Annotated in this window: 16 protein-coding genes; 10 read left to right on the top strand and 6 right to left on the bottom strand. The window is 29.6% G+C overall.

From position 1 onward, the window contains the following. Positions 1–154: 154 nt before the first annotated feature. Both J2127_RS06340 and J2127_RS06335 read right to left on the bottom strand, forming a co-directional pair. Complete coding sequence (locus tag J2127_RS06340; RefSeq protein ID WP_209732792.1) at positions 155–751, bottom strand: DUF106 domain-containing protein; 597 nt, start codon at positions 749–751, stop codon at positions 155–157. A gap of 360 nt (positions 752–1,111) precedes the next feature. After that, positions 1,112–1,684: an ATP-dependent Clp protease proteolytic subunit gene (locus J2127_RS06335; RefSeq protein WP_209732728.1), complete on the bottom strand. Its 573-nt coding sequence runs from the start codon at positions 1,682–1,684 to the stop codon at positions 1,112–1,114. A gap of 292 nt (positions 1,685–1,976) precedes the next feature. On the opposite strand from J2127_RS06335, the gene hemB reads away from it, so the two are divergent. Beyond that, positions 1,977–2,957: a porphobilinogen synthase gene (gene hemB / locus J2127_RS06330; RefSeq protein ID WP_209732727.1), complete on the top strand. Its 981-nt coding sequence runs from the start codon at positions 1,977–1,979 to the stop codon at positions 2,955–2,957. Between the two features lie 59 nt (positions 2,958–3,016). On the opposite strand, the gene J2127_RS06325 is transcribed toward hemB, so the two are convergent. The 3 genes from J2127_RS06325 to glnA form a co-directional block, all read right to left on the bottom strand. Next, positions 3,017–4,282: a peptidase U32 family protein gene (locus tag J2127_RS06325; RefSeq protein ID WP_209732726.1), complete on the bottom strand. Its 1,266-nt coding sequence runs from the start codon at positions 4,280–4,282 to the stop codon at positions 3,017–3,019. Positions 4,283–4,376: 94 nt separating this feature from the next. Next, on the bottom strand, positions 4,377–5,924 hold the full coding sequence (cobQ, locus tag J2127_RS06320; protein WP_209732725.1) for a cobyric acid synthase CobQ: 1,548 nt from the start codon (positions 5,922–5,924) through the stop codon (positions 4,377–4,379). 305 nt (positions 5,925–6,229) lie between these two features. Continuing rightward, positions 6,230–7,570, bottom strand: a complete 1,341-nt coding sequence (gene glnA, locus J2127_RS06315; RefSeq protein ID WP_209732724.1) for a type I glutamate--ammonia ligase — start codon at positions 7,568–7,570, stop codon at positions 6,230–6,232. Positions 7,571–7,886: 316 nt separating this feature from the next. Here glnA and thiM point away from each other — a divergent pair, with 316 nt between their 5' ends. The 3 genes from thiM (at position 7,887) to J2127_RS06300 (ending at position 11,586) form a co-directional block, all read left to right on the top strand. Beyond that, on the top strand, positions 7,887–8,696 hold the full coding sequence (gene thiM / locus J2127_RS06310; protein WP_209732723.1) for a hydroxyethylthiazole kinase: 810 nt from the start codon (positions 7,887–7,889) through the stop codon (positions 8,694–8,696). A gap of 450 nt (positions 8,697–9,146) precedes the next feature. Further along, entirely contained in the window at positions 9,147–9,767 is a 621-nt protein-coding gene (gene thiE, locus J2127_RS06305) for a thiamine phosphate synthase (protein ID WP_209732722.1), read from the top strand. Positions 9,768–9,945: 178 nt separating this feature from the next. After that, positions 9,946–11,586 carry a Na/Pi cotransporter family protein gene (locus J2127_RS06300; protein ID WP_209732721.1) on the top strand — a complete coding sequence of 547 codons (1,641 nt, stop codon included), beginning with the start codon at positions 9,946–9,948 and terminating at the stop codon, positions 11,584–11,586. Positions 11,587–11,849: 263 nt separating this feature from the next. On the opposite strand, the gene J2127_RS06295 is transcribed toward J2127_RS06300, so the two are convergent. Next, on the bottom strand, positions 11,850–13,250 hold the full coding sequence (locus J2127_RS06295) for an NAD(P)/FAD-dependent oxidoreductase (RefSeq protein ID WP_209732720.1): 1,401 nt from the start codon (positions 13,248–13,250) through the stop codon (positions 11,850–11,852). A 232-nt stretch (positions 13,251–13,482) separates the two neighbouring features. Between J2127_RS06295 and endA the strand changes: the two genes are divergently transcribed. The 6 genes from endA (at position 13,483) to J2127_RS06265 (ending at position 19,223) form a co-directional block, all read left to right on the top strand. Next, a complete protein-coding gene (endA, locus tag J2127_RS06290) occupies positions 13,483–14,031 on the top strand; it encodes a tRNA-intron lyase (protein ID WP_209732719.1) in 549 nt (182 codons plus the stop codon). Positions 14,032–14,146: 115 nt separating this feature from the next. Further along, positions 14,147–15,331: an archaeosine biosynthesis radical SAM protein RaSEA gene (locus J2127_RS06285; RefSeq protein ID WP_209732718.1), complete on the top strand. Its 1,185-nt coding sequence runs from the start codon at positions 14,147–14,149 to the stop codon at positions 15,329–15,331. 264 nt (positions 15,332–15,595) lie between these two features. Next, the gene (locus J2127_RS06280; protein ID WP_209732717.1) at positions 15,596–15,850 is read left to right on the top strand and encodes a selenium-binding protein; all 255 of its coding nucleotides are present in this window, start codon (positions 15,596–15,598) and stop codon (positions 15,848–15,850) included. Positions 15,851–16,666: 816 nt separating this feature from the next. Continuing rightward, the gene (locus J2127_RS06275) at positions 16,667–17,494 is read left to right on the top strand and encodes a formate/nitrite transporter family protein (RefSeq protein WP_209732716.1); all 828 of its coding nucleotides are present in this window, start codon (positions 16,667–16,669) and stop codon (positions 17,492–17,494) included. A 482-nt stretch (positions 17,495–17,976) separates the two neighbouring features. After that, complete coding sequence (locus J2127_RS06270; protein WP_209732715.1) at positions 17,977–18,516, top strand: hypothetical protein; 540 nt, start codon at positions 17,977–17,979, stop codon at positions 18,514–18,516. Positions 18,517–18,749: 233 nt separating this feature from the next. After that, positions 18,750–19,223, top strand: coding sequence for a beta-class carbonic anhydrase (locus J2127_RS06265; RefSeq protein WP_245326491.1), 474 nt, complete (start codon positions 18,750–18,752; stop codon positions 19,221–19,223). Positions 19,224–20,462: the final 1,239 nt, after the last annotated feature.

The following is a 20,462-nucleotide window of genomic DNA, read 5'->3' as shown; positions in this document are numbered from 1 at the left end:
TTTTTATATTATTTTACACTATTTTAATAAGTTATTAGTTCATCTAATATATTTGTTTTTATTTGATTTGAACATTAAAATAATATAAAAATATGTTAAACTATTTTAAAATAATATAAAAATTTAAAAAAGAGATTAAGTTAAGTTAAGTTAATTATTTAATTCCCATAAGTTTTCTTAATAACATTGATGTACCCATTGAACAAAGTATGTACCAGCCTAACCAGCCCAAAACAGTTCCTGAAATTATTTCAAAACCGCCTTTGTAGAATATTCCACCAACCCAGTGCCAGATGTCAATAAATAAGATTTTTGAAATAATCAATGGTAATTCAACAATTGCACCGTTCCATGCAGGGTTTGCCAAATGGTAAACACCATTTACATCGAATACATATCTTAAATATGCAAATATCGCAATAATTGGAACCCAGGTATATATCATAGGTTTGAAACTCATTTTCATCATTTCCATCTGAGTTCCCATCATTTCCATCTGTTCCTTTTGTAATTCCTGCATTCTTTCAGGGTCTCTTCCTGCAGCTTTTGCTTTTTTCTGGAAAGCTTGCATTTCTTCTTTTATTTCAGCCATTCTGTCCTGATTAACCAAAAATTTAGTTGCTAAGTTAATTATAAAAGATACTATGAATGCAGTTGCTAAAATAAATAGTGCTGGGTCCATACTATTTACTAAAGGCAAAAATACGACATTCATTGCCCCAATAAACGCATTCCATATAGTATCAAAAATCGAAGTAATAAATTCAAACATACTTTTCCTCATTGTAAATTTTATAAATTTTAATTTGCTTTACTTTAATATTAGAATATATAAACTCTAATTTTAAATTTTAAATTATCTTAAATTTAAATTATCTCAAACATAAACTGCCTATAACTGTTAATTGTTTAATGATATTAAACTTTTTATTATATTTATAGATTTTGAATTACAATATTGTAATCTTATTATAAAATAGAAATTCATGATTAAAAAATATGATTTTATGGATATGAATGTAAATAAATGTAAATTAATGGATATGATGTTAAATCAATGTATAAGTAATATACTTAATATAAATTAATATAAATTAATATAAATTAATAATTAATGTATGGAAATTATTTTACTTCTTTTAGAATATAATTCAGAACGTATTTCTGTTATTAATCCCATATTAACGGCTTCGTCCGGATTAAGGGTAGTTCTTTCAAGCATAAATTCTTGAATTTGTGAGGCTTCTAGGTTACTATTTGTGGATATAACCTTTGAAATATTTTCCATGTCAACTTTTAGGGATTTTAAACGTTCTTCGATATCTTTTTCCCCTAAATTAGACGTACTGCTGAAAACTGACCTGACATCGTGTATTAAAAACCTGGATTGTGGTGATGCGTATCTTTCCCGACCTGCGCAAAATATAACGATACCGATTGAATCGACACTTCCAAAGTTATGGGTTGTTACATAAGCTGGTATGCCTTTTAAATAATTATATGCACTTAAACCCGCCGTAACATCCCCGCCCGGTGATGAAATGAGTAATTTAAACCTATCTACGCCATTGTTCATTTCCTTATCGATAGCAGTTATCAATGAAATAACGGAATTTTGGTCAACTGCACGCATAAATCGTATAACTACTTCTCTATCGTTATTTTCAACAGAATTCATTTTCATAATTAACCTCAAAGTTCTGTTTAATTGTTTAGTTTATATAACTTATATAATAACTAATTATATTATGTTTATAATGTTAAATATATATAAAATCCTAGGTAAAAACTAATTAATTGCGTTGACTAGTATATAAATTGTTATATAAATTGTTATATTTATATATCAATATTATGAAAATATATAAACTATAAGTAAAGATAAAATAAAAATAAAGAAATAAGATAATCCTATAAACGAATTTAAATTAATAATGAATAATTTAAAGAATAAAAAAATAATTTAAAGTGATTTTATGATAATTAGACCAAGAAGATTAAGAAAAACTCAAAAAATTAGGGATTTGGTACGAGAAACTGATTTAAAAGTAAATGATTTAATAATGCCCGTTTTTATCGATGAAACTTTAAACTACGATGAAAAAAAACCTATATCCTCCATGCCTAATCAATACCGATTTGGAATTGATGCTGCAGTAAAAGAGTGTGAAGAAATAGCCAATTTAGGCGTTCCAGCAGTTATTTTGTTTGGCATTCCAAAAGAAAAAGACGAAATAGCTTCATCAGGATATGACGATAACGGCGGAGTTCAAAAAGTTATTAGACAAGTAAAAGAAAAATTAAACGATGATTTAATTATAATTGCTGACGTTTGTATGTGCGAATACACTAGTCACGGACATTGTGGTATTATATCTAAAGATGGGGAAGTTTTAAATGATGAGACACTCCCTATATTGGCTAAAATAGCACTTTCCTATGCCAAAGCAGGTGTGGATATCGTAGCTCCATCGGATATGATGGATGGTAGAGTGTACGAAATTCGTAAGGCACTCGAAGAAAACAACTACAAAAATGTTTCAATTATGAGCTATTCAGCAAAATATGCTTCAGCATTTTACGGACCATTTAGGGATGCTGCAGATAGTGCACCACAATTTGGAGATAGAAAAGCGTATCAAATGGATATTGCCAATTCAAGAGAGGCTCTTAGGGAAATAGAACTTGATATTGAAGAAGGAGCGGATTTATTGCTCGTAAAACCTGCTTTACCCTACTTGGATATTATAAGATTGGCAAGAGATAATTACAATATACCAGTTGGCGGATACTGTGTAAGTGGTGAATATTCAATGATTGAAGCAGCCGCTGAAAAAGGCTGGTTAGACAGGGAAAAAACAGTATTTGAAACACTTTTAAGTATTAAAAGAGCAGGGGCAGAATTTATAATTACTTACTGGGCAAAAGAAGTCGCTGAATGGTTAAATAAAAAATAAAAAAATATAATATAAAAAATATAATATAAAATAATAGAATATAAAAATAATAAGGAAATTTAAATATCTTTATTATCTTCTTTTTTCAATAAAAAAACTCTATCGTTTTCTCTTACTAGGTTATCTATTTTTAAACCCACGTTTTGACCTTTTAAAGCTTTTTCTACAATTTTTCCATCAATCTGCATAGAATTAACAACCTGTTCTACACAGCCTGTGGTTTCACCAGTTATTATTAGCTCGTCACCGTTTTCAATGTCGTTCATTAAACTAATTTCAGCTACTCCAACTTTTTTATAGTAATTTACAACTTTTCCGGCTTCAATTTTTCGGTATGGTGAGGCATTACCCTCTATTTCATACTGTAAATCATGAACTGCATTACAGGTATCTCTGAAATAGAATCCTGTATCATATTCCCGGTTATAAATTTTTTGAAGTTCTTTCATGAAATAAGGGATTTTCTCCAAATAAGTGCCGTCATAAGTAGAATCAATAGCTTCCCTATAAATTTTAGTAGTTTTCATTACATAATCAAGGTTTTTAGCCCTACCTTCGATTTTGAAGCAGTCAAAGACGTCCATAAGCTCTGGCACGTGTTCAATGGTGCATAAATCTTTGGGTGATAATAAGTATTTACCTTCACAGACTAATTCATGGGTACCGTCCGAATGTTCATTTACTAATTTCCAACTTCTACGGCAAGGTTGTAAACAATCGCCACAGTTAGCGTGCCTGTTGAATAAATAAGAGCTTAAAAAGCATCTACCACTCATAGCAACACATAAAGCACCGTGCACGAAACCTTCAAGTTCCAAATTAACTTTTTGAGCGTTTAAATTGTTTTTTATTTCTTTTATTTGGTTTAAACTTAATTCTCTTGATAGGACAACCCTATCGGCAAATTTTGAGAAGAATTTTGCAGAAAGGGAATTTGTTATGTTATTCTGTACACTAACGTGTACTTCAAGTCCCATTTCTTTAGCTTCTTGCATAAGTCCTAAATCGCTTACTATAACGGCGTTAACTTCTGCAGATTTTGCAAAATCTAATATTTCAAGTGCTTTTTGTAAATCATTTTCGTATAAAACTGTATTTGTACACAAATAAACTTTTTTGTCGCTTTCTTGTGCAATTTTAACACCTTGTACAAGTTCGTCTCTTTCAAAGTTTTTTGTGGTTGCACGCATACTAAGTTCTTTTAAACCACAATAAATGGCATCTGCTCCGTTATTATATGCAGTTATTAGTCCCGATAAGTCCCTCGCAGGAGATAACAACTCTACGTTTTTCTTTTTAGTATTCGTATTGTCAATATTGTCCATATTATCCCTAATTTACATATTTATTTTATTTTTTATTATTATTATTTTTTTATTTTTTATTATTTTTTAGTTTATCATTCTAATGTATTATATTTTATTTTTTATTTCCTTCAAAATCATAATTTATGCTATTTTCAATTATTTTCGCTAATCTATCCAAATTTTCGTCAAATATCTCATTTGCAGATTTTTTTGACAATTCATAGTTATAGCTATTTCTTTTAATTATTAAATTTAATAAATAATCCTTAAATTCCTTATTATCTAATATTCCATGTAAGTAAGTGCCTATTAATAATGATTTACCATCTGATTTAACCATACCATCAAATCCTTTGCCATTATTTCCAAAGCCTTCTTTTAATCTTATTAATTCGCACTCTTCAAGACTACTGAATTCATTAACTTGCGTTATTCCTTCGTGTAATTCGTAGCCTGTTACTTCAAATTTTGAAGTATCGTTTATACCATTTTCTTCGGAGTTTTCAGAGCCGTTTAGGTACAAAGTGCCTTTTGAATTTTTAATTACTTTTTTATTTTCCTTTTTAAATTCGGTAATAATATCAAAGAGTCCCAAACCTTCAATTGTACCGATTTCTGATTCTATTTTATCTTCATCAATTAATTTGTTACCCATCATCTGATAACCGCCACAAATGCCTAATACAATACCGCCGTTATCGATATATTCCTTTATTTTTTTATCCATGCCACTAATTTTTAATTTATCCATTTCTAATGTAGAACAACGAGTTCCAGGTAAGATTAACATGTCTCCTGTTATATCCTCATTAAAATCAATAAATTTAATCCTAGCATCGGTTGAAAGGGCATCCACGTCTGTAAAGTTAGCTATTTTGGAGAATTTCATTACGTTTATTTCAATGGGGCTAGTCATATTTCCAAATACTTTTTTGGCCTGTAGGGCTTGACTATCTTCTTCAGGAAGTATTAAACTTTCATCATATGGTATAAGTCCCGCAACGTCAATATTTGTTAATTCAGTTATTTTTTTGAACCCATCGATTAAAACGTCCGCATTTCCTCTAAACTTATTTATTATGAAGCCTTTTATTAACTTTCTCCAGTTTTCAGGTAAAAGTTCAACCGTACCATAGAGTGATGCAAACACACCGCCCCTGTCAATATCGGAAACTAAAAGTACGTCTGCATTTGCTATTTCAGCAACCCTTAAGTTCGCTATATCATCGTCTAATAGGTTAATTTCACAACAGCTACCAGCGCCTTCCATTATTACATAATCATAATTTTTATCTAAATAATCAAGACTTTCCTTTATTTTTTCAATGCAGTAGTTTTTTTCTTTCCTATATTCATTATAATCTAGGTTTTTGTACGGTTTACCCTGAATTATAACCTGCGAAATGAAATTGCCTTTCGGTTTTAAAAGTACTGGGTTAAAATGTGTTGAAGGTTCAACTTTTGCTGCAACAGACTGCGTATATTGAGCTACTGCTATTTCTCCATCTTCTACGCTAACTCTTGAATTTAAACTCATATTTTGAGATTTAAAAGGAGCTACTTTATATCCTTTATTAGCTAGCATTCTACAAATACCGGAAACCATAACTGTTTTACCACTATTTGAGGCTGTTCCTGCAACCATTATAAATTTTGCCATTATTACACCATAATATTTTATTGTAATTGGTAAATTAACCATTTAATCATAATCCTAATTTAATAATACTTAATCGTAATTATAAACATATATTGAAAATAATAAAACAAATATATCTTAAAGATATTAAATTAATTTTTAATTGAATTATTTATTAAATCAAAATAGTGAAAAATAGTATATATAATTTTATAATTATTATTTTAATTTGAAACAACTGTAAAATAATTATGAATTATCAATAAATTAACTATAAACTAATCAAATAATAAAAAAAGAAATAAAAAAGAAATAAGATATAAACCTTAAATTCTTACGTATTTGTTAAATTCCCAATCAGTAACAGCTGTTCTGTATGCGTCACATTCTTTTGTTTTAATTTCAATAAATTGATTGAAGATGTGGTCACCGAGTGCTTTTTTAAGTACTTTGTTTTGTTTTAATTCTTCGATAGCATCGTATAAGTTTGAAGGAACTGATCCGATGTTTGCTTCTCTTTTATCTGCTTCTGACATTGCAAAGATGTTCTTTTCAACTGGTTCTGGTGCAATTAATTTTCTTCTTACACCATCAAGACCTGCTGCTAACATAACAGTGAATGCTAAGTATGGGTTACATGCTGGGTCAGGAGCTCTAAATTCAACTCTTGTACCTTTTCCTCTTGCTGCAGGAACTCTAATGATAGCACTTCTGTTGCTGTTTGCCCATGCAACGTTTACGGGTGCTTCGTATCCTGGCACTAATCTCTTGTATGAGTTTACGGTTGGGTTTGTAATTGATACAAGTGCGTTGGTGTGTTCTAAGATACCACCGATGTAGCTTAAACAGATATCGCTTAATTGGTGAGCGTTGTTTTCATCGTAAAATGATGGTTTTCCATCTAACCATATACTTTGGTTACAGTGCATACCGCTTCCGCTCATACCATAGAATGGTTTAGGCATGAATGTAGCAAGTACACCGCTCTGTTTTGCGAGTGTTTTAATTGTTGTTTTAAAGGTTATCACACTATCAGCAGTTTTAACTGCGTTGTCGTATTTAAAGTCAACTTCGTGCTGACCTGGTGCTACTTCGTGGTGTGAAGCTTCAACGTGGAAACCTAAGTTTTCTAATGCAAATACAATATTTCTTCTTAAATCATTTCCTTCATCTAATGGTTCTAATTCGAAGTATCCTGCATCGTCTCCAGGTACCCATTTACCGTCTTGGTTTTTCAAGATAAAGAATTCTGGTTCAGGACCTACAAAGTATTCCCCTTTGAATTCTTCCTTGAATTCTGCTAAAACTCTTTTTAAGCAACCTCTTGGGTCTCCTTCGAATGGTTTTCCGTTTTTCTTGTATACGTCACAGATTATTCTTGCAACTGATTTTTCAGACGGTCTCCATGGTAAAACTGACAATGTTGATAAGTCTGGTTTTAAAACCATATCGGAGTCTTCAATTTCAACAAATCCAGCAATTGAAGAACCGTCGAAGAAAAGACCGTTTTCTAAAACACCCATTAATTCTTCTTCGCCATCTGCTGTTCCTAATTTTACAGGGTATGCGATATTTTTAGGTTCACCGTGTATATCAACAAATTGGAATCTTAAAAATTTCACGTTGTTGATTTTTATGTATTCTAAAGCCATTTCAAGTGAAGTCATATTTTGCCTCCCGTAGCATATCTTGTATTTTTGTTTTTTGTAATGATTAGTTAGTACTTATAATACTTATCTCTATCGGAAATATATTTCCGATACAAGTATATATAATTTACGTCGGAATGTTGCTTTACAAAGTAAAATTATGAGATTATATTTTATCGTATCAAATAATTAATTTGTAATTAATAATAATGATAGATAGAAAATATATAAATAATATGATATCTAAAAAACAAATGATTATTAAAATAAAAATAATATAACAATTAAAATAAAAAATTAAACATGAAACATAGAAAAATAAAAAGGGATAATTATGAGTTTAAATTATTACGAATATTTGGGAAAAGTAAGGGAAATGAACCCATTGGTTCAAAGTATTACAAACTACGTGGTTATGAATTCTACCGCTAACGCATTACTTGCATTAGGTGCTTCCCCAGTTATGGCACACGCAAAAGATGAATTAGACGAAATGGTTGCAATAGCAAGTAGTTTAGTTATTAACATTGGTACACTCGACGAATACTGGATTCCATCAATGAAAAAAGCTGTAAAAATAGCTACTGAATTGGATAAACCGATAACTCTTGACCCCGTGGGTGCTGGAGCTACAAAATTAAGAACTAATTTAGCTCTTGAATTATTGGACATCGGAAATATTACAACTCTTAGGGGTAATTTTGGAGAAGTAACCGCACTTTTGGGTGAACACGGTAAAACAAGAGGCGTAGATAGTGCAGAATGTTGTTCTAAAGAAGCACTTGAAACTTGTTTAAATGCCTCAAAAGAGTTCAACACAACCGTAGCAGTTACGGGAAAAGTTGATTATGTTGCAAATAAAGCAGATAATGAGTATTTTGCAATTAAAAACGGTCATGAGATGTTAAGTAAAGTTACAGGCACAGGTTGTGCAAGTACTTGCGTTATAGGTGCATTCTCTGCAGTTGAGAGAACCCCAAAAGCTGTAGCTTCTGCATTATCCACCTACGGATTATGTGCTGAAAAAGCAGTTTTAGAAGCACCATACCCAGGTAGTTTCAGTGTAAAAATGTATGACTGGCTTTATTTAATGAATAAAAATGTTTTAAAAGATGGTATGAAAATTGAACACTATAACATTTAAACAACTAATATAACAATATATATGCTAAATATATACTAAAATATACAATCTATAGTGATATTCAATCATACATATAATAATATAGAATAATACTAACAAATATATTAACAAATTTATAAATTATTTTTAATTTATCTTTTAGTTTTTTTAATTTTTTTTAGTTTAATTTGGTAATATTTAATAATATTTAGCCTATTTACTAATTGGGATAGTAACTTACAGTAAATTATATATATTTAAAATACTATTTATCTTAAAAGAGTAATTAATTTCATATTTTAGGAATTACAATTCTATCTTTATGATTTTTAATCATCTAAAATAACTATAAATAAAATAAGGTTTAAAATAAATTATTAAAAACAGTATAAATTATGGCACATGATAAAAACATGATCAAATAGTGCATAATTGTACGTAGTAAATATATACGACAATAGAGTGCAAACTATGAGCTTTAGTGACAAATTGAAATTATATATAATAACGGATAGCCGTTTTGGTAGCGAAGTAGACCAAGTTAAACAGGCATTGGAAGGCGGGGCTACATCAATACAATTACGACTAAAAAATGTATCTACCAGATATTTTTTAGATACTGCCAAGAGTTTAAGAAAATTAACTACGGATTACGATGCGCTCTTTTTTGTAAATGATAGATTAGACATTGCTATAGCATCTAATGCCGACGGCGTTCACGTTGGTATGGATGATATGCCAGTGGAACATGTAAAAGAGATAGCACCAAACTTGATTGTCGGTTCTTCTGCATATAACATTGCCGAAGCTAATTATGGTATAAATGCAGGTGCCGATTATTTAGGTGTTGGAGCTGTTTATTCAACAAATACCAAATTAGATGCGCGATATTTGGGCGTAGATGGTTTAAGAAACATTTCTAAGGCTGTTAAGTTACCTATCGTAGCAATTGGGGGCATCAATCATCAAAATTGTGAAGATGTGCTTAATTGCAATGTTCAAGGACTTGCGGTAATTTCTGCAATTTTAAATTCGGAAGATGTCATCAATTCATCTAAGGAAATGAGAAACATAATTGATAAATATATCTAATATATATGAGATTTTAAATTATGATTTTAATTAGGATTTTAATAATGGTTTAAATATTAAAAATAATGATACTCGATAATCGATAATCAATATTCGAAATATATTAAAAAATATAAATATGTCCAATAATTTGCAATATAATAAAAAATCTAAATTTGATACCTCGAGGTAGTCAATCATGTATGAAACCGTTTTGTTTGAAACTGTAGCAGGAGTTGTCGGAGGTCTTGCCTTATTTCTTTACGGCATGACTTTAATGGGTACAGGTCTTCAAAAGGTCGCAGGAGACCGACTTAAAAAAATGATAGAAGTACTTACAAAAAATAAGTATATGGGCGTTTTAGTGGGTGCTGTAGTTACTATGATTATACAGAGTAGTAGTGCCACCACAGTTATGGTTGTTGGTTTTGTTAACGCGTCTTTAATGAGTCTCTACCAAGCTATCGGAGTTATTATGGGTGCTAACATAGGTACTACAGTAACCGCTCAATTGGTAGCTTTCAAGTTGACACACATAGCACCATTAATCGTAGCTTCAGGGGTTGCTTTATACCTCGCATCTAAAAAGAGGAAACACTTAGACACTGCTGAAGTTTTAATTGGTTTTGGTATATTGTTTTTAGGTATGGCAATGATGTCAGCGGTTTTAAAGCCTTTGGCTGGAACACCTATATTCGAAGAAATGTTAATGAACTTAGAAAATCCATTCTTGGGTATTTTTGTAGGTTTTATTATAACAGTAATTCTTCAAAGCAGTAGCGCAACAACAGGTTTGCTTTTAGCAGTCGCTGCTTCAGGTGGTATGTCCTTAGAAGTTGCATTCCCTATTATATTTGGTCAAAACATTGGTACATGTGTTACAGCAATTCTTTCAAGTATTGGGGCAAGTAGAAACGCTAAAAGGGCAGCAATTATGCACTTGTTGTTCAACGTAATTGGTACCTCCATATTTATGATTTTAATCTACGTAACTCCAATAATAGGTTTTATACAAAGTTTAAGCACTACTGATATCCAAAGACAAATTGCAAACGCTCACACCTTGTTTAACGTTGCAAACACGCTCTTGCTATTACCTTTCGCAGGATATTTCGTATACGTTGCTGAAAAGATATTGCCTATTCAGGAAGATGAAAGGGAAATGAAGCCTATGAAGTATGTGGACAAACGTATCGTTGAAGAAACACCTTCTATCGGGTTACTTTTAATCTCTAAGGAAGTTTTAAGGATGGGTAAAACAGTAGGTAAGAGTATTGACTATTCAATGGATGCCTTATTAAATAAAGATATGAAATTAGTTGAAAAAGTAAAGAGAAAGGAAAAATTAATTGACTTAATGGCGCATGAATTAACGGTAAATTTAATAGAATTATCAAATAAAAGTTTATCTGATGAACAACACGCTAAAATTTCAGTTCTTACAAGCACAGTTACTGATTTAGAAAGAATAGGCGATATTGCAGAAGAAATCGCAGAAAAAGCTGAATACATGATCGAGGAAAATCTTTCATTCAGCGAAGAAGCGCTCAAAGATTTAAATGAAATGTATGGAATGATAGATTCAACCTATTCAAGGACTATGGATGCTTACAAATCTACAAGTTTGGAAGTAATCGATGAAGTTATCTATTTAGAAAACGAAGTGGATAAATTAGAAAAAGCATACCGTAAAAAACACATTAAAAGACTTAAAGCTAAACAATGCAGTCCTAAGGCAGGAATTGTATTCTTAGATGTTATAAGCTACCTTGAAAGAATTTCAGACCACTCTTCAAACATTGCTAAAACAGTTAGGGAAGCCGTACATGATAAAAAATAAATAACAATATAAAAAGTAATAAAATAGAATAATAAATAGAATAATAAATAGAATAATAAATAGAATAATAAATAGAATAATAATAATAATAATAATAATAATAATAATAATAAACTACTAAAAATAAATTAAAATAAAGAATAATATACTCTTTTTTTCTTTTTAGTTCAATAAAAAAACTATAAAATTATAAAATTATAAAATTAATAAGTTAAAATCAGTAAGTTAAAATTAATAGCTTATTAACTTGTTAAATTAATTTATTAATTTTCTTTTTTAATTTTTTCAACTGTGTTTTCCGCTGCTAAGAATAACGGGTCTACAACCATTGATACTGGCGGAGCGTATGAAAATTCCATATTTGCCAATTCTTCAACAGTAACACCTTTACTTATAGCAATGGACATTGCGTCGATTCTTTCGGTAACACGCTCTTCACCAATTGCTTGGCAACCAATAACCCTGTTATCATCTTTTTTAACGATTAATTTAATGTAGATTGGTTTTCCGCCAGGGTAGTATCTTGCTCTAGATGCTGATTTGGTAATTGTGGTAATTACCTCAATGTTGTTCATACCGGCCCCAATTTCTGACATACCGGTTCCTGCAATTTCTAATTTACCTATTTTGGTCACATTACTATTTAAAACAGGTTTTGAAACCGGTGCATTTTCTAATTCTGCGATGTTTTTACCAACTACTTTCGCTTGTCTAACTGCGGTAGTTCCAAATGGTGAAAGTGTTTGTTCTCCTGTAATAGCGTCTACTACTTCAACACAGTCACCCACTGCGTATATATCGTTAACACTTGTTTCCATGATTTCATTTGTTAAAACTGCCCATTTGCCAATTTTACAACCTGCTTTTTGTGCAAGTGCAATATTTGACCTTACGCCAGTTGACATAATAACCATTTTAGCTTCAAGGGTTTCTTCGCCAACCATAACACCGCAAACAGCGCCATCGTCATCTGCTACTATTTTTCCAACAGGTTTTTCAAGTATAATGTTTAATTTAGCATCTTCAGAAGCATTTTCTTCTTCGAGGTAGTCTTGAACAATTTTCGCCATATCTGGGTCTAAAGCTCTTGGGAATATTTGAGGTACCATTTCGATAACAGATACATCAATGCCAATTTCTTTTAAACAGTATGCCATTTCCATACCAATAGCACCCGCTCCAGCTACAACTACTTTTTTAACACCGTTTTCATTGATGTAGTTTTGAATGTCCATTCCATCTTGGATAGTTCTTACTTTAAATACACCTTTGGAGTTTACACCTTCAATAGGTGGTATAAATGGAGTTCCACCGGTTGCAAGAACTAATTTGTCATATTTTATTTCCTTTATTTCATTAGTTTCTTCTTCGGAATTTTCACTTGCTTTTTTGTATAAAACTGTTTTTTCATCAGCTTTAATATCAACTACTTCGGAGTTGATGAGAATTTCCACGTTTTTCTTCGCATAATCTGCGGGCTCGTGCATAACTATTGTTTTAAAATCTTTGATTTCCTTACCTATAACGTACGGGATTGCACAAGGGGAGTATGCAATATAGTTTTCCTGTGTTAATACGGTTATTTCAATGTCTGAATTGTATTTTCTTATTGTAGATGCAGTTGTTAAGCCTGCTGCACCAGTACCTATTACTAAAACTTTCATAATATAGCCTTCATGATAATTTTTAATTTATTTTTAGTTTTATATTCCATTATATAAATAAAATCAAAGGATTAAATTTCAATAATAACTAAGAATATATACTATATAATACTAATTTAGAATAATAATACAGTTTCATACTTTAAATAATTTTACAATTCTGATATTTACTAAAATAACACGATATTATATATTATAGAATATATTACCGAATAATAAAACACGTGATAATATGGCAAGAAAAAAGGTTAAAAAAACCTCATCGGCAAAATTAGTGGATGATAGGATATTGGTACATGATAGGAATGCAATTTCAAGGTTAAACGAAAAAAGATACGGGGAATTACACGATAATTTTTTATCATTGTCACTAGTAGAGGGTCTATATCTTACATATAAGGAATGGATAGTAGTAGCTAAAGGAAATAAAAGAGAAGGTTACACTACAATTGATTTTGAGGAACTATTCGAAATAGTAAATGAAATAAACCCGAAATTATGTTCAAAATACCTCGTATACAAAGATTTGAGAACAAGGGGATATACAGTTAGAACTGGTTTAAAATACGGTTCAGATTTCAGACTTTATGAAAGGAACAATATTGACGAGATACACTCTAAATATCTTGTGAAGGTTTTCACTGAAGAAATGCCTTGCGAATTATCCGAAATGACAGGTTTTGTTAGGGTAGCTCATTCGGTTAAGAAACAACTCATAGTTGCAATTGTAGATGCTGACGGAAGCGTTGTTTATTATAATATGGGATATTTAAGACTTTAATTAAAATATAATTATAAAGTATAATTATAAAGTATAATTATAAAGTATAATTATAAAGTATAATTATAAAATAATAAAATAATAAAAATAAAACTAAATATTAAAGGGTAAAATGATGACCAAATTTATTGATATGGAAGAAATGGAAAAATTTTTAAAAGAAAACAGGGCAAGACAATTAAGGAAAAGAAAAGAAATAGACCCTGATAGGGCTATTGCTACTTGGATACAAGACGATATATTTGTAGACCAAACAATGGGTAACAGTTTTACAATTATTTTGCGAACAAAAGGTTGTAAGTGGGCATATGTAAGCGGAGGCTGTACAATGTGCAGTTACTTAATGGATGCTTCGCCTGTTGATATATCTACTGAAAATATCATAAACCAATTTACAAAGGCACTCGAAAGAAATTTAAATATAAAAGAAGATGCAACTGACGAAGAAAAAGCTGAAAATATAAAAACACTTAACAAAAAATTCAAAAAAGGCTTTTCAATTAAGATGTTTACGTCAGGAAGCTTTTTAGATGAGTTCGAGATTACAAAGGATGCTCAAAAATACATCTTTAGTAAAATTTATGAATTGAGAGAAATGGGCTACAATATAAAAGAAGTGGCAATTGAATCACGTGCTGAATTCATAAACGATGAAAATATGAAATTTATTAGGGATAACCTTAAAGACATAAACATCGAAATCGGAGTCGGTATCGAATCCTTTAACGAGCAAATAAGAAATATTGCAATACACAAAGGAGTTTCAAATGAAACAATTATAAATGCGTTTAATGTAGCTAAAACGTACGACGTAGGTATGAAGTGCTATATTTTAATAAAACCGCCTTTCATAACCGAGCAAGATGCAATAAACGATGCAATAGCATCTGCAAATAAATGTATTGAATTAGGAAGTAGTAGAATTTCATTCTGCCCTGCTTCAATCCATAAAGGCACCATAATCGAAATGTTATGGAAGAAGAATCAATATAGACCACCATATTTATTAAGCCTCTTAAAAATTGTAAAAGAAGTAAAACAAGCAAATCCTAATGCTTTGGTAATGTGCGATACTTCAGGTATACCTTCAAAAAGAGGTGCTCATAATATATTGGATTGTGAATGTAACTCAAAAATTAAAGAAATTTTGGGAGATTTCACAATAACCCAGGATATAGAGCTTTTAGATTACGAAAATGGTCAATATGATTGTTGTAAAGAAAAATGGGAACAATTTATTGAATTTGAAAATAATAACTATGTTCCATTGGGTGATGAAAAATTGATATTAGGTAATTAAAATATTATCTAGTTATTAATTACATATTTATTATGTTATTATTTATTTTTCTATTATTTTTTATCATTTTTTAATTAGTTTTTAATTATTTTTAGTTATTTTGATTATTTTAACCTAATTTACTTTAAAGTAGCTTATTTTGCCATAATTTTAAAATTTTAAATATATACTGTATATTAAACCATATGGAAAGTTATATATACAATCTTTTAAAAAAATATTATATGGTCTTAGGGGTACTGTATATATAGCAAAGGTGTAAAAATGGTTTTTGAAGATACATTTATAATAACTACTGCCAACCAAATTCCAGGGGTGGAGCTATACACATTAGGCATAGTTTCTGCTACTTCAAAAAATGCAAACGTCGATGAAATTGTACAAGCTTTAGAAACGCTTGTAAAAGCTAAAGAAGGTGGCTTTGCATTAATAGGATTTACATTGGTATATACAGATGGAGAATTATTGGGGTATGGAACAGCTGTGAAAGCAGACGAAGGACAATTTGTAATGGGATAATCCAAAAAACCCGAAATATAAAATAAATATAAAATAAATATAAAATAATACATAATTAGATAAATAAGTAAATAAGTAAATACCTATAATATATAAGTAAATAAAGTTAGCTAAAATTAAATAATATTAAATAATATTAAATAATATTAAATAAAAATTTTAATTAATTTTTAGCCTCACGTAAATACATTATATTACAATTATATTATTTTTACTTTTATTATTTTTAATCAAAAGCTTGTAAAAATACATAGATTATTAATATTTTTAAATACCTCATTTGATTATCTAATTGCTTAACTATTCAGAATTGTAATCAGTATACGTCATATAAATTGACTTATAATTGAATAATCTCTAGATTAATTTATTCAATAGTTAACTACATTATATTAACAATTCCAATATTGCAATGTAAAGCAATTACGAGGTAGAAAGCTTAAAAAACTACTATATAACGTTTTTGATATGAACTGAACTGATACCTATTTATATTTATACTTACATATGTGAGGATAGTACCCAACAAGACCACAAGACCACAAATGAAATAAATTGTGAAGGGTAATGTTGAACGAATAACCTGTTCAAAGATTCAGTATCAGATAATTTGTTCAAATATTTAATACCTAAATATTGAATATTGAATATAAAATATATCTAATATAGAAAATAATGTTAAAATGTTACTTAATTGTTAAATATCTATCAAATATTTAATTAAATATTAATTAAATATTAATGAAATATTAAAAAGATATTAAAATAGTTATTATTTGAACTAAAGATAATATTATTATATTTGGAGGTAATATTATGGTTGACATGAACCCGCCTGACAAAATGGTTGACATTGCAGGAAATGCAGGACAAACAAAAGGTAATTTATCAATTGACCAACTTCTTTTAAGAGGTATCATGGGTGGAGCGTACATCGCTATGGGTGGTGGACTTGCTACCGTTGTAGGTACCGGTATCGGTGCAGCAATGGGTGCAGGATTCGGTAAATTCATGGCTGCAGCTGTGTTCCCTGTGGGTTTGGTTTTAATTATCATAACCGGTATGGAATTAGTTACAGGAGACATGATGCTCTTGCCAGTTGCTATGTTCCAAAAGAAAACATCATTCTCAAAATTGATGAAAGTATGGATTTTTGTTTATCTTGGTAACCTTATTGGTTCATTATTATATGCTTTCTTAATGGCATACGGACCATTACAATCATTCGATAAATCAACAGGTGCTGCCACAGTTAACGCATTCGGTCAGAGCGCTATCGCAACCGCTGAAGCTAAGGTTTTACCTTACATGGCTGCAGGCGGTATGGGCTGGTTAGCAGCATTACTTAAAGGTATTGGCTGTAACTGGTTAGTTAACTTAGCTGTTATTGGTTCAATGGCTGCTACAAGTATCCTCGGTAAAGTTATTATGATATGGTTCCCAATCATGGCCTTCGTTGCTACTGGATTTGAGCACTGTGTGGCTAACATGTACTTCATACCTGCTGGTATGATGTTAGGAGCTGGTGTTACAGTAGCTGACTGGTGGATTTGGAATATTATTCCAGTAACCATCGGTAACATTATAGGTGCAGTTATCTTTGTATCTATGGTTTACCACTACGCATACAGCAAAAAAATTTAATTTATTAAATAATTTAAAATTTATTAATATATCCCCAAATATTAATAAATTATCAATTTAGTAAATTAATAGCTTATTACTAGCTTATTAATAGCTTATTTATTATTTATTAGATAATAAACGTATATAATAATTTTAAACTAATGCACATTTGTTTAAAAACAAAAAATTAAATAATTACAGTATTTAATTAGTAAATCTAAACATATATTCCAATAAAACAATATTCCCAAAATATTCCCAAATTAAAGTATATTCTCGATATATCCAAAAGATTTTACGACGAACTGTAAAATCTATTTAAATTTACATTTTTTGTAAAATGTAACAATCCAATCAATATGAATTTGTTAATTTGTATTAATCACTAATATCAAATAATGATAAAATATAGTAATAGCATAATGCGCCAAATTTAAATTATATTTAAATTAATAATTAATGCTAACTAAATTATTAATTTTAAAACCTAAGGTGAAACTATGAATATAAAAACGGGATTAAGCTTTAAAGAGATATTATATCACGCTAAAACTACACCCTCAGCCACAGCTTCGTTAATAATATGGACAGCATTTTCTGTATGGGCAACTATACAGTCAAATAATCCCTGGTTATTCGTAGTATGTATTCCATTCATCTTGGGTTTAACATTAATTCCTCTAAAAGTTTCTAAAATGAATAGAAATTTGTCAAACGATTTACTGCCACAATATATCGGTTCGACAAAAGAATATAAAATTTCAGAAATTACTAAGGATAAAGTAAATGAAAAAGTTAAGTTGGTTGGAACCCTGGATAAAGTTATCTACGGGGTATCTGCAAAACCAACTATACGATTAAAAGATGATTCCGGTGAAATATACGCCAATTTAATAGCCCCCATCCCCGAACATATTAAAAAAGGCGACACTGTTGAATTATACGGCGTTGTAGCCAAACATTATTATTTATTTGGGTTCATAGGTATTCCAAAATTGTGGAAGCCTAAAATATACGGTATTGGATTAGTTAAGCCATAATCCATTGCCAATAAGCCACAATGGCCTAAGTAGATATAAGTCTAACGTTTATAAGTCTAATACAGATAAATAGACCAAATAACCCTATTATCACTGCTTTTTGCAGAATTATATTAAGCATTAAATTAACCTCTCTAATATATAGTTTAAACAAAATCTCATAATTTTAGAACATATTATATTTTCAATTTTTTCAAGTTTTTTTTATTGTTATTAAACAATTCTATATAAAAATGAGCAGTAAAGGTGAAACTATCGGAGCAGAAGCCAGACCAAAAAAGAAATTAGCAGTAGTAACTTGTATGGATACAAGACTTGTAAACTTTTTAAACGAAAAAATGGGCCTCGAAAGAGGTGACGCAAAAGTTATCAAAAATGCAGGAAATATCATAACAGAAGACGCTTTAAGGTCATTAGTGGTTGCGATATACTGCCTAGGTGCTGAAAAAATAGCTATAGTTGGTCACACCGACTGTGGAATGGCAGGAGCAGATACTGAAGAAATAAAGAACGAAATGATAAAAAGAGGCGCAAATCCATACTTTACAACAGACTTCGATGCTTGGATAGGTAAAATGGATGATGAAGAAGAAAACGTTAAAAGAGGCGTAGAGTTAGTTAAAAACCACCCTGCAATTCCTAAAGACGTAGAAGTTGAAGGTCTTATTATAGACATCGTTACTGGAGAAATTACAAAATTAGTATAATTGCGAAATGTAATTTTACACTAAATATGCCTAATTGTAAGAACTTAAAAAGAGCTTTGTAAGAACTTAATATCAATACATTAATTTTTTGGAAAATGTAATCGAACATAATAACTAAATGACCATTAGTTAGTTTAATTTACAAATAAACAAATAATATTTGAATAACTGGAGAATTACAATTAATTTATTAATTAATTAATCAAAAGATTGAATTATTTGAATATTTTTAAAAAATAACTGTAAATTATGGAAAAATAATTAAAAAACACAGAAAGATTTTAATACAATGAGTATAATACCTTACACGATTAGAAATAGAATCTAAAACTTAAAACTTAAAACTAAAATTAAAACCTAAAAAATAAAAACTTTCAAATGAATGTATGTTAGCTTTGAAATCTGGATGATGCAGTATAACTGACTCGTTATGCTTGCGGACACCTTTTAAAATTAACATAGAGTCAGTAAATTTTACTAAATAAGCCGTCAATTTTGGGTTAAATCTCCGAGATTTAAGTTTAAATTGCATAGTCTATATTAAATGTCTAAATTAACAACATATCCGAGCCTAACGACGTGTATGTTAATCACCTAGATATCCGAATATATTCAAAAATTTAGTAAATTCAAAGGATTTATAAAATATTTCCTAAAATAATTTAAATAACTTAAGTTACACGGAATAACCTGAAACTCTGTGTAATACGATAAGTCAATAAATACAAAAAAATATTGAATATTTCAAAATACAACTCTAAATTAACTCTAATATATACATATTAAAAAATTTCAAATACGTTTCAAATACAAAATTGAAATTAATACGTTTCAAGCATTATATGGTATACAACAATATTTGCGAGCCTAATATAAATTATAAATTATGCTTATAATCTTTTAATTTATATTTTATATTTTATGCTCGTATTTTGTTTTATATTAGAATGCGGTACAATACTATTGCTAATTTATTTGTATTTATGATTTTATCATAAAATTTCATCACTAAATATTACATTAGATTTAGCTTATATTGATAATATTATACATTAATTAAAATAACTTAAAATATGCCGAATATTATATTAAATAACTTATAATTACCTATTTATCAAATTTATCAATTTATCCAAAGATGTTAGCGGTGGCATCTTTATTTACAAGTAACTATAATACCCAAATATGCACATATGATATGCATACATACGAATAACATCAACATATATACTTTAAAAA

It is taken from the genome of Methanococcus voltae, from assembly GCF_017875395.1.
Classification (GTDB): domain Archaea; phylum AGJL01; class Methanococci; order Methanococcales; family Methanococcaceae; genus Methanococcus; species Methanococcus voltae_C.
Note: the sequence above shows the minus strand (reverse complement) of the source record. Positions and strands in the feature narration are given on the sequence as shown.

Excerpts from the sequence above, each read along its gene's own strand:
- glnA (WP_209732724.1), bottom strand. The coding sequence starts at position 7,570 with ATGACTTCACTTGAAATGGCTTTAGAATACATAAAAATCAACAACGTG.
- J2127_RS06325 (WP_209732726.1), bottom strand. The coding sequence starts at position 4,282 with ATGGACAATATTGACAATACGAATACTAAAAAGAAAAACGTAGAGTTG.
- cobQ (WP_209732725.1), bottom strand. The coding sequence starts at position 5,924 with ATGGCAAAATTTATAATGGTTGCAGGAACAGCCTCAAATAGTGGTAAA.
- J2127_RS06295 (WP_209732720.1), bottom strand. The coding sequence starts at position 13,250 with ATGAAAGTTTTAGTAATAGGTACTGGTGCAGCAGGCTTAACAACTGCA.
- J2127_RS06285 (WP_209732718.1), top strand. The coding sequence starts at position 14,147 with ATGACCAAATTTATTGATATGGAAGAAATGGAAAAATTTTTAAAAGAA.
- thiE (WP_209732722.1), top strand. The coding sequence starts at position 9,147 with ATGAGCTTTAGTGACAAATTGAAATTATATATAATAACGGATAGCCGT.
- J2127_RS06300 (WP_209732721.1), top strand. The coding sequence starts at position 9,946 with ATGTATGAAACCGTTTTGTTTGAAACTGTAGCAGGAGTTGTCGGAGGT.
- endA (WP_209732719.1), top strand. The coding sequence starts at position 13,483 with ATGGCAAGAAAAAAGGTTAAAAAAACCTCATCGGCAAAATTAGTGGAT.
- J2127_RS06280 (WP_209732717.1), top strand. The coding sequence starts at position 15,596 with ATGGTTTTTGAAGATACATTTATAATAACTACTGCCAACCAAATTCCA.
- J2127_RS06335 (WP_209732728.1), bottom strand. The coding sequence starts at position 1,684 with ATGAAAATGAATTCTGTTGAAAATAACGATAGAGAAGTAGTTATACGA.
- J2127_RS06270 (WP_209732715.1), top strand. The coding sequence starts at position 17,977 with ATGAATATAAAAACGGGATTAAGCTTTAAAGAGATATTATATCACGCT.
- hemB (WP_209732727.1), top strand. The coding sequence starts at position 1,977 with ATGATAATTAGACCAAGAAGATTAAGAAAAACTCAAAAAATTAGGGAT.
- J2127_RS06275 (WP_209732716.1), top strand. The coding sequence starts at position 16,667 with ATGGTTGACATGAACCCGCCTGACAAAATGGTTGACATTGCAGGAAAT.
- J2127_RS06265 (WP_245326491.1), top strand. The coding sequence starts at position 18,750 with ATGAGCAGTAAAGGTGAAACTATCGGAGCAGAAGCCAGACCAAAAAAG.
- thiM (WP_209732723.1), top strand. The coding sequence starts at position 7,887 with ATGAGTTTAAATTATTACGAATATTTGGGAAAAGTAAGGGAAATGAAC.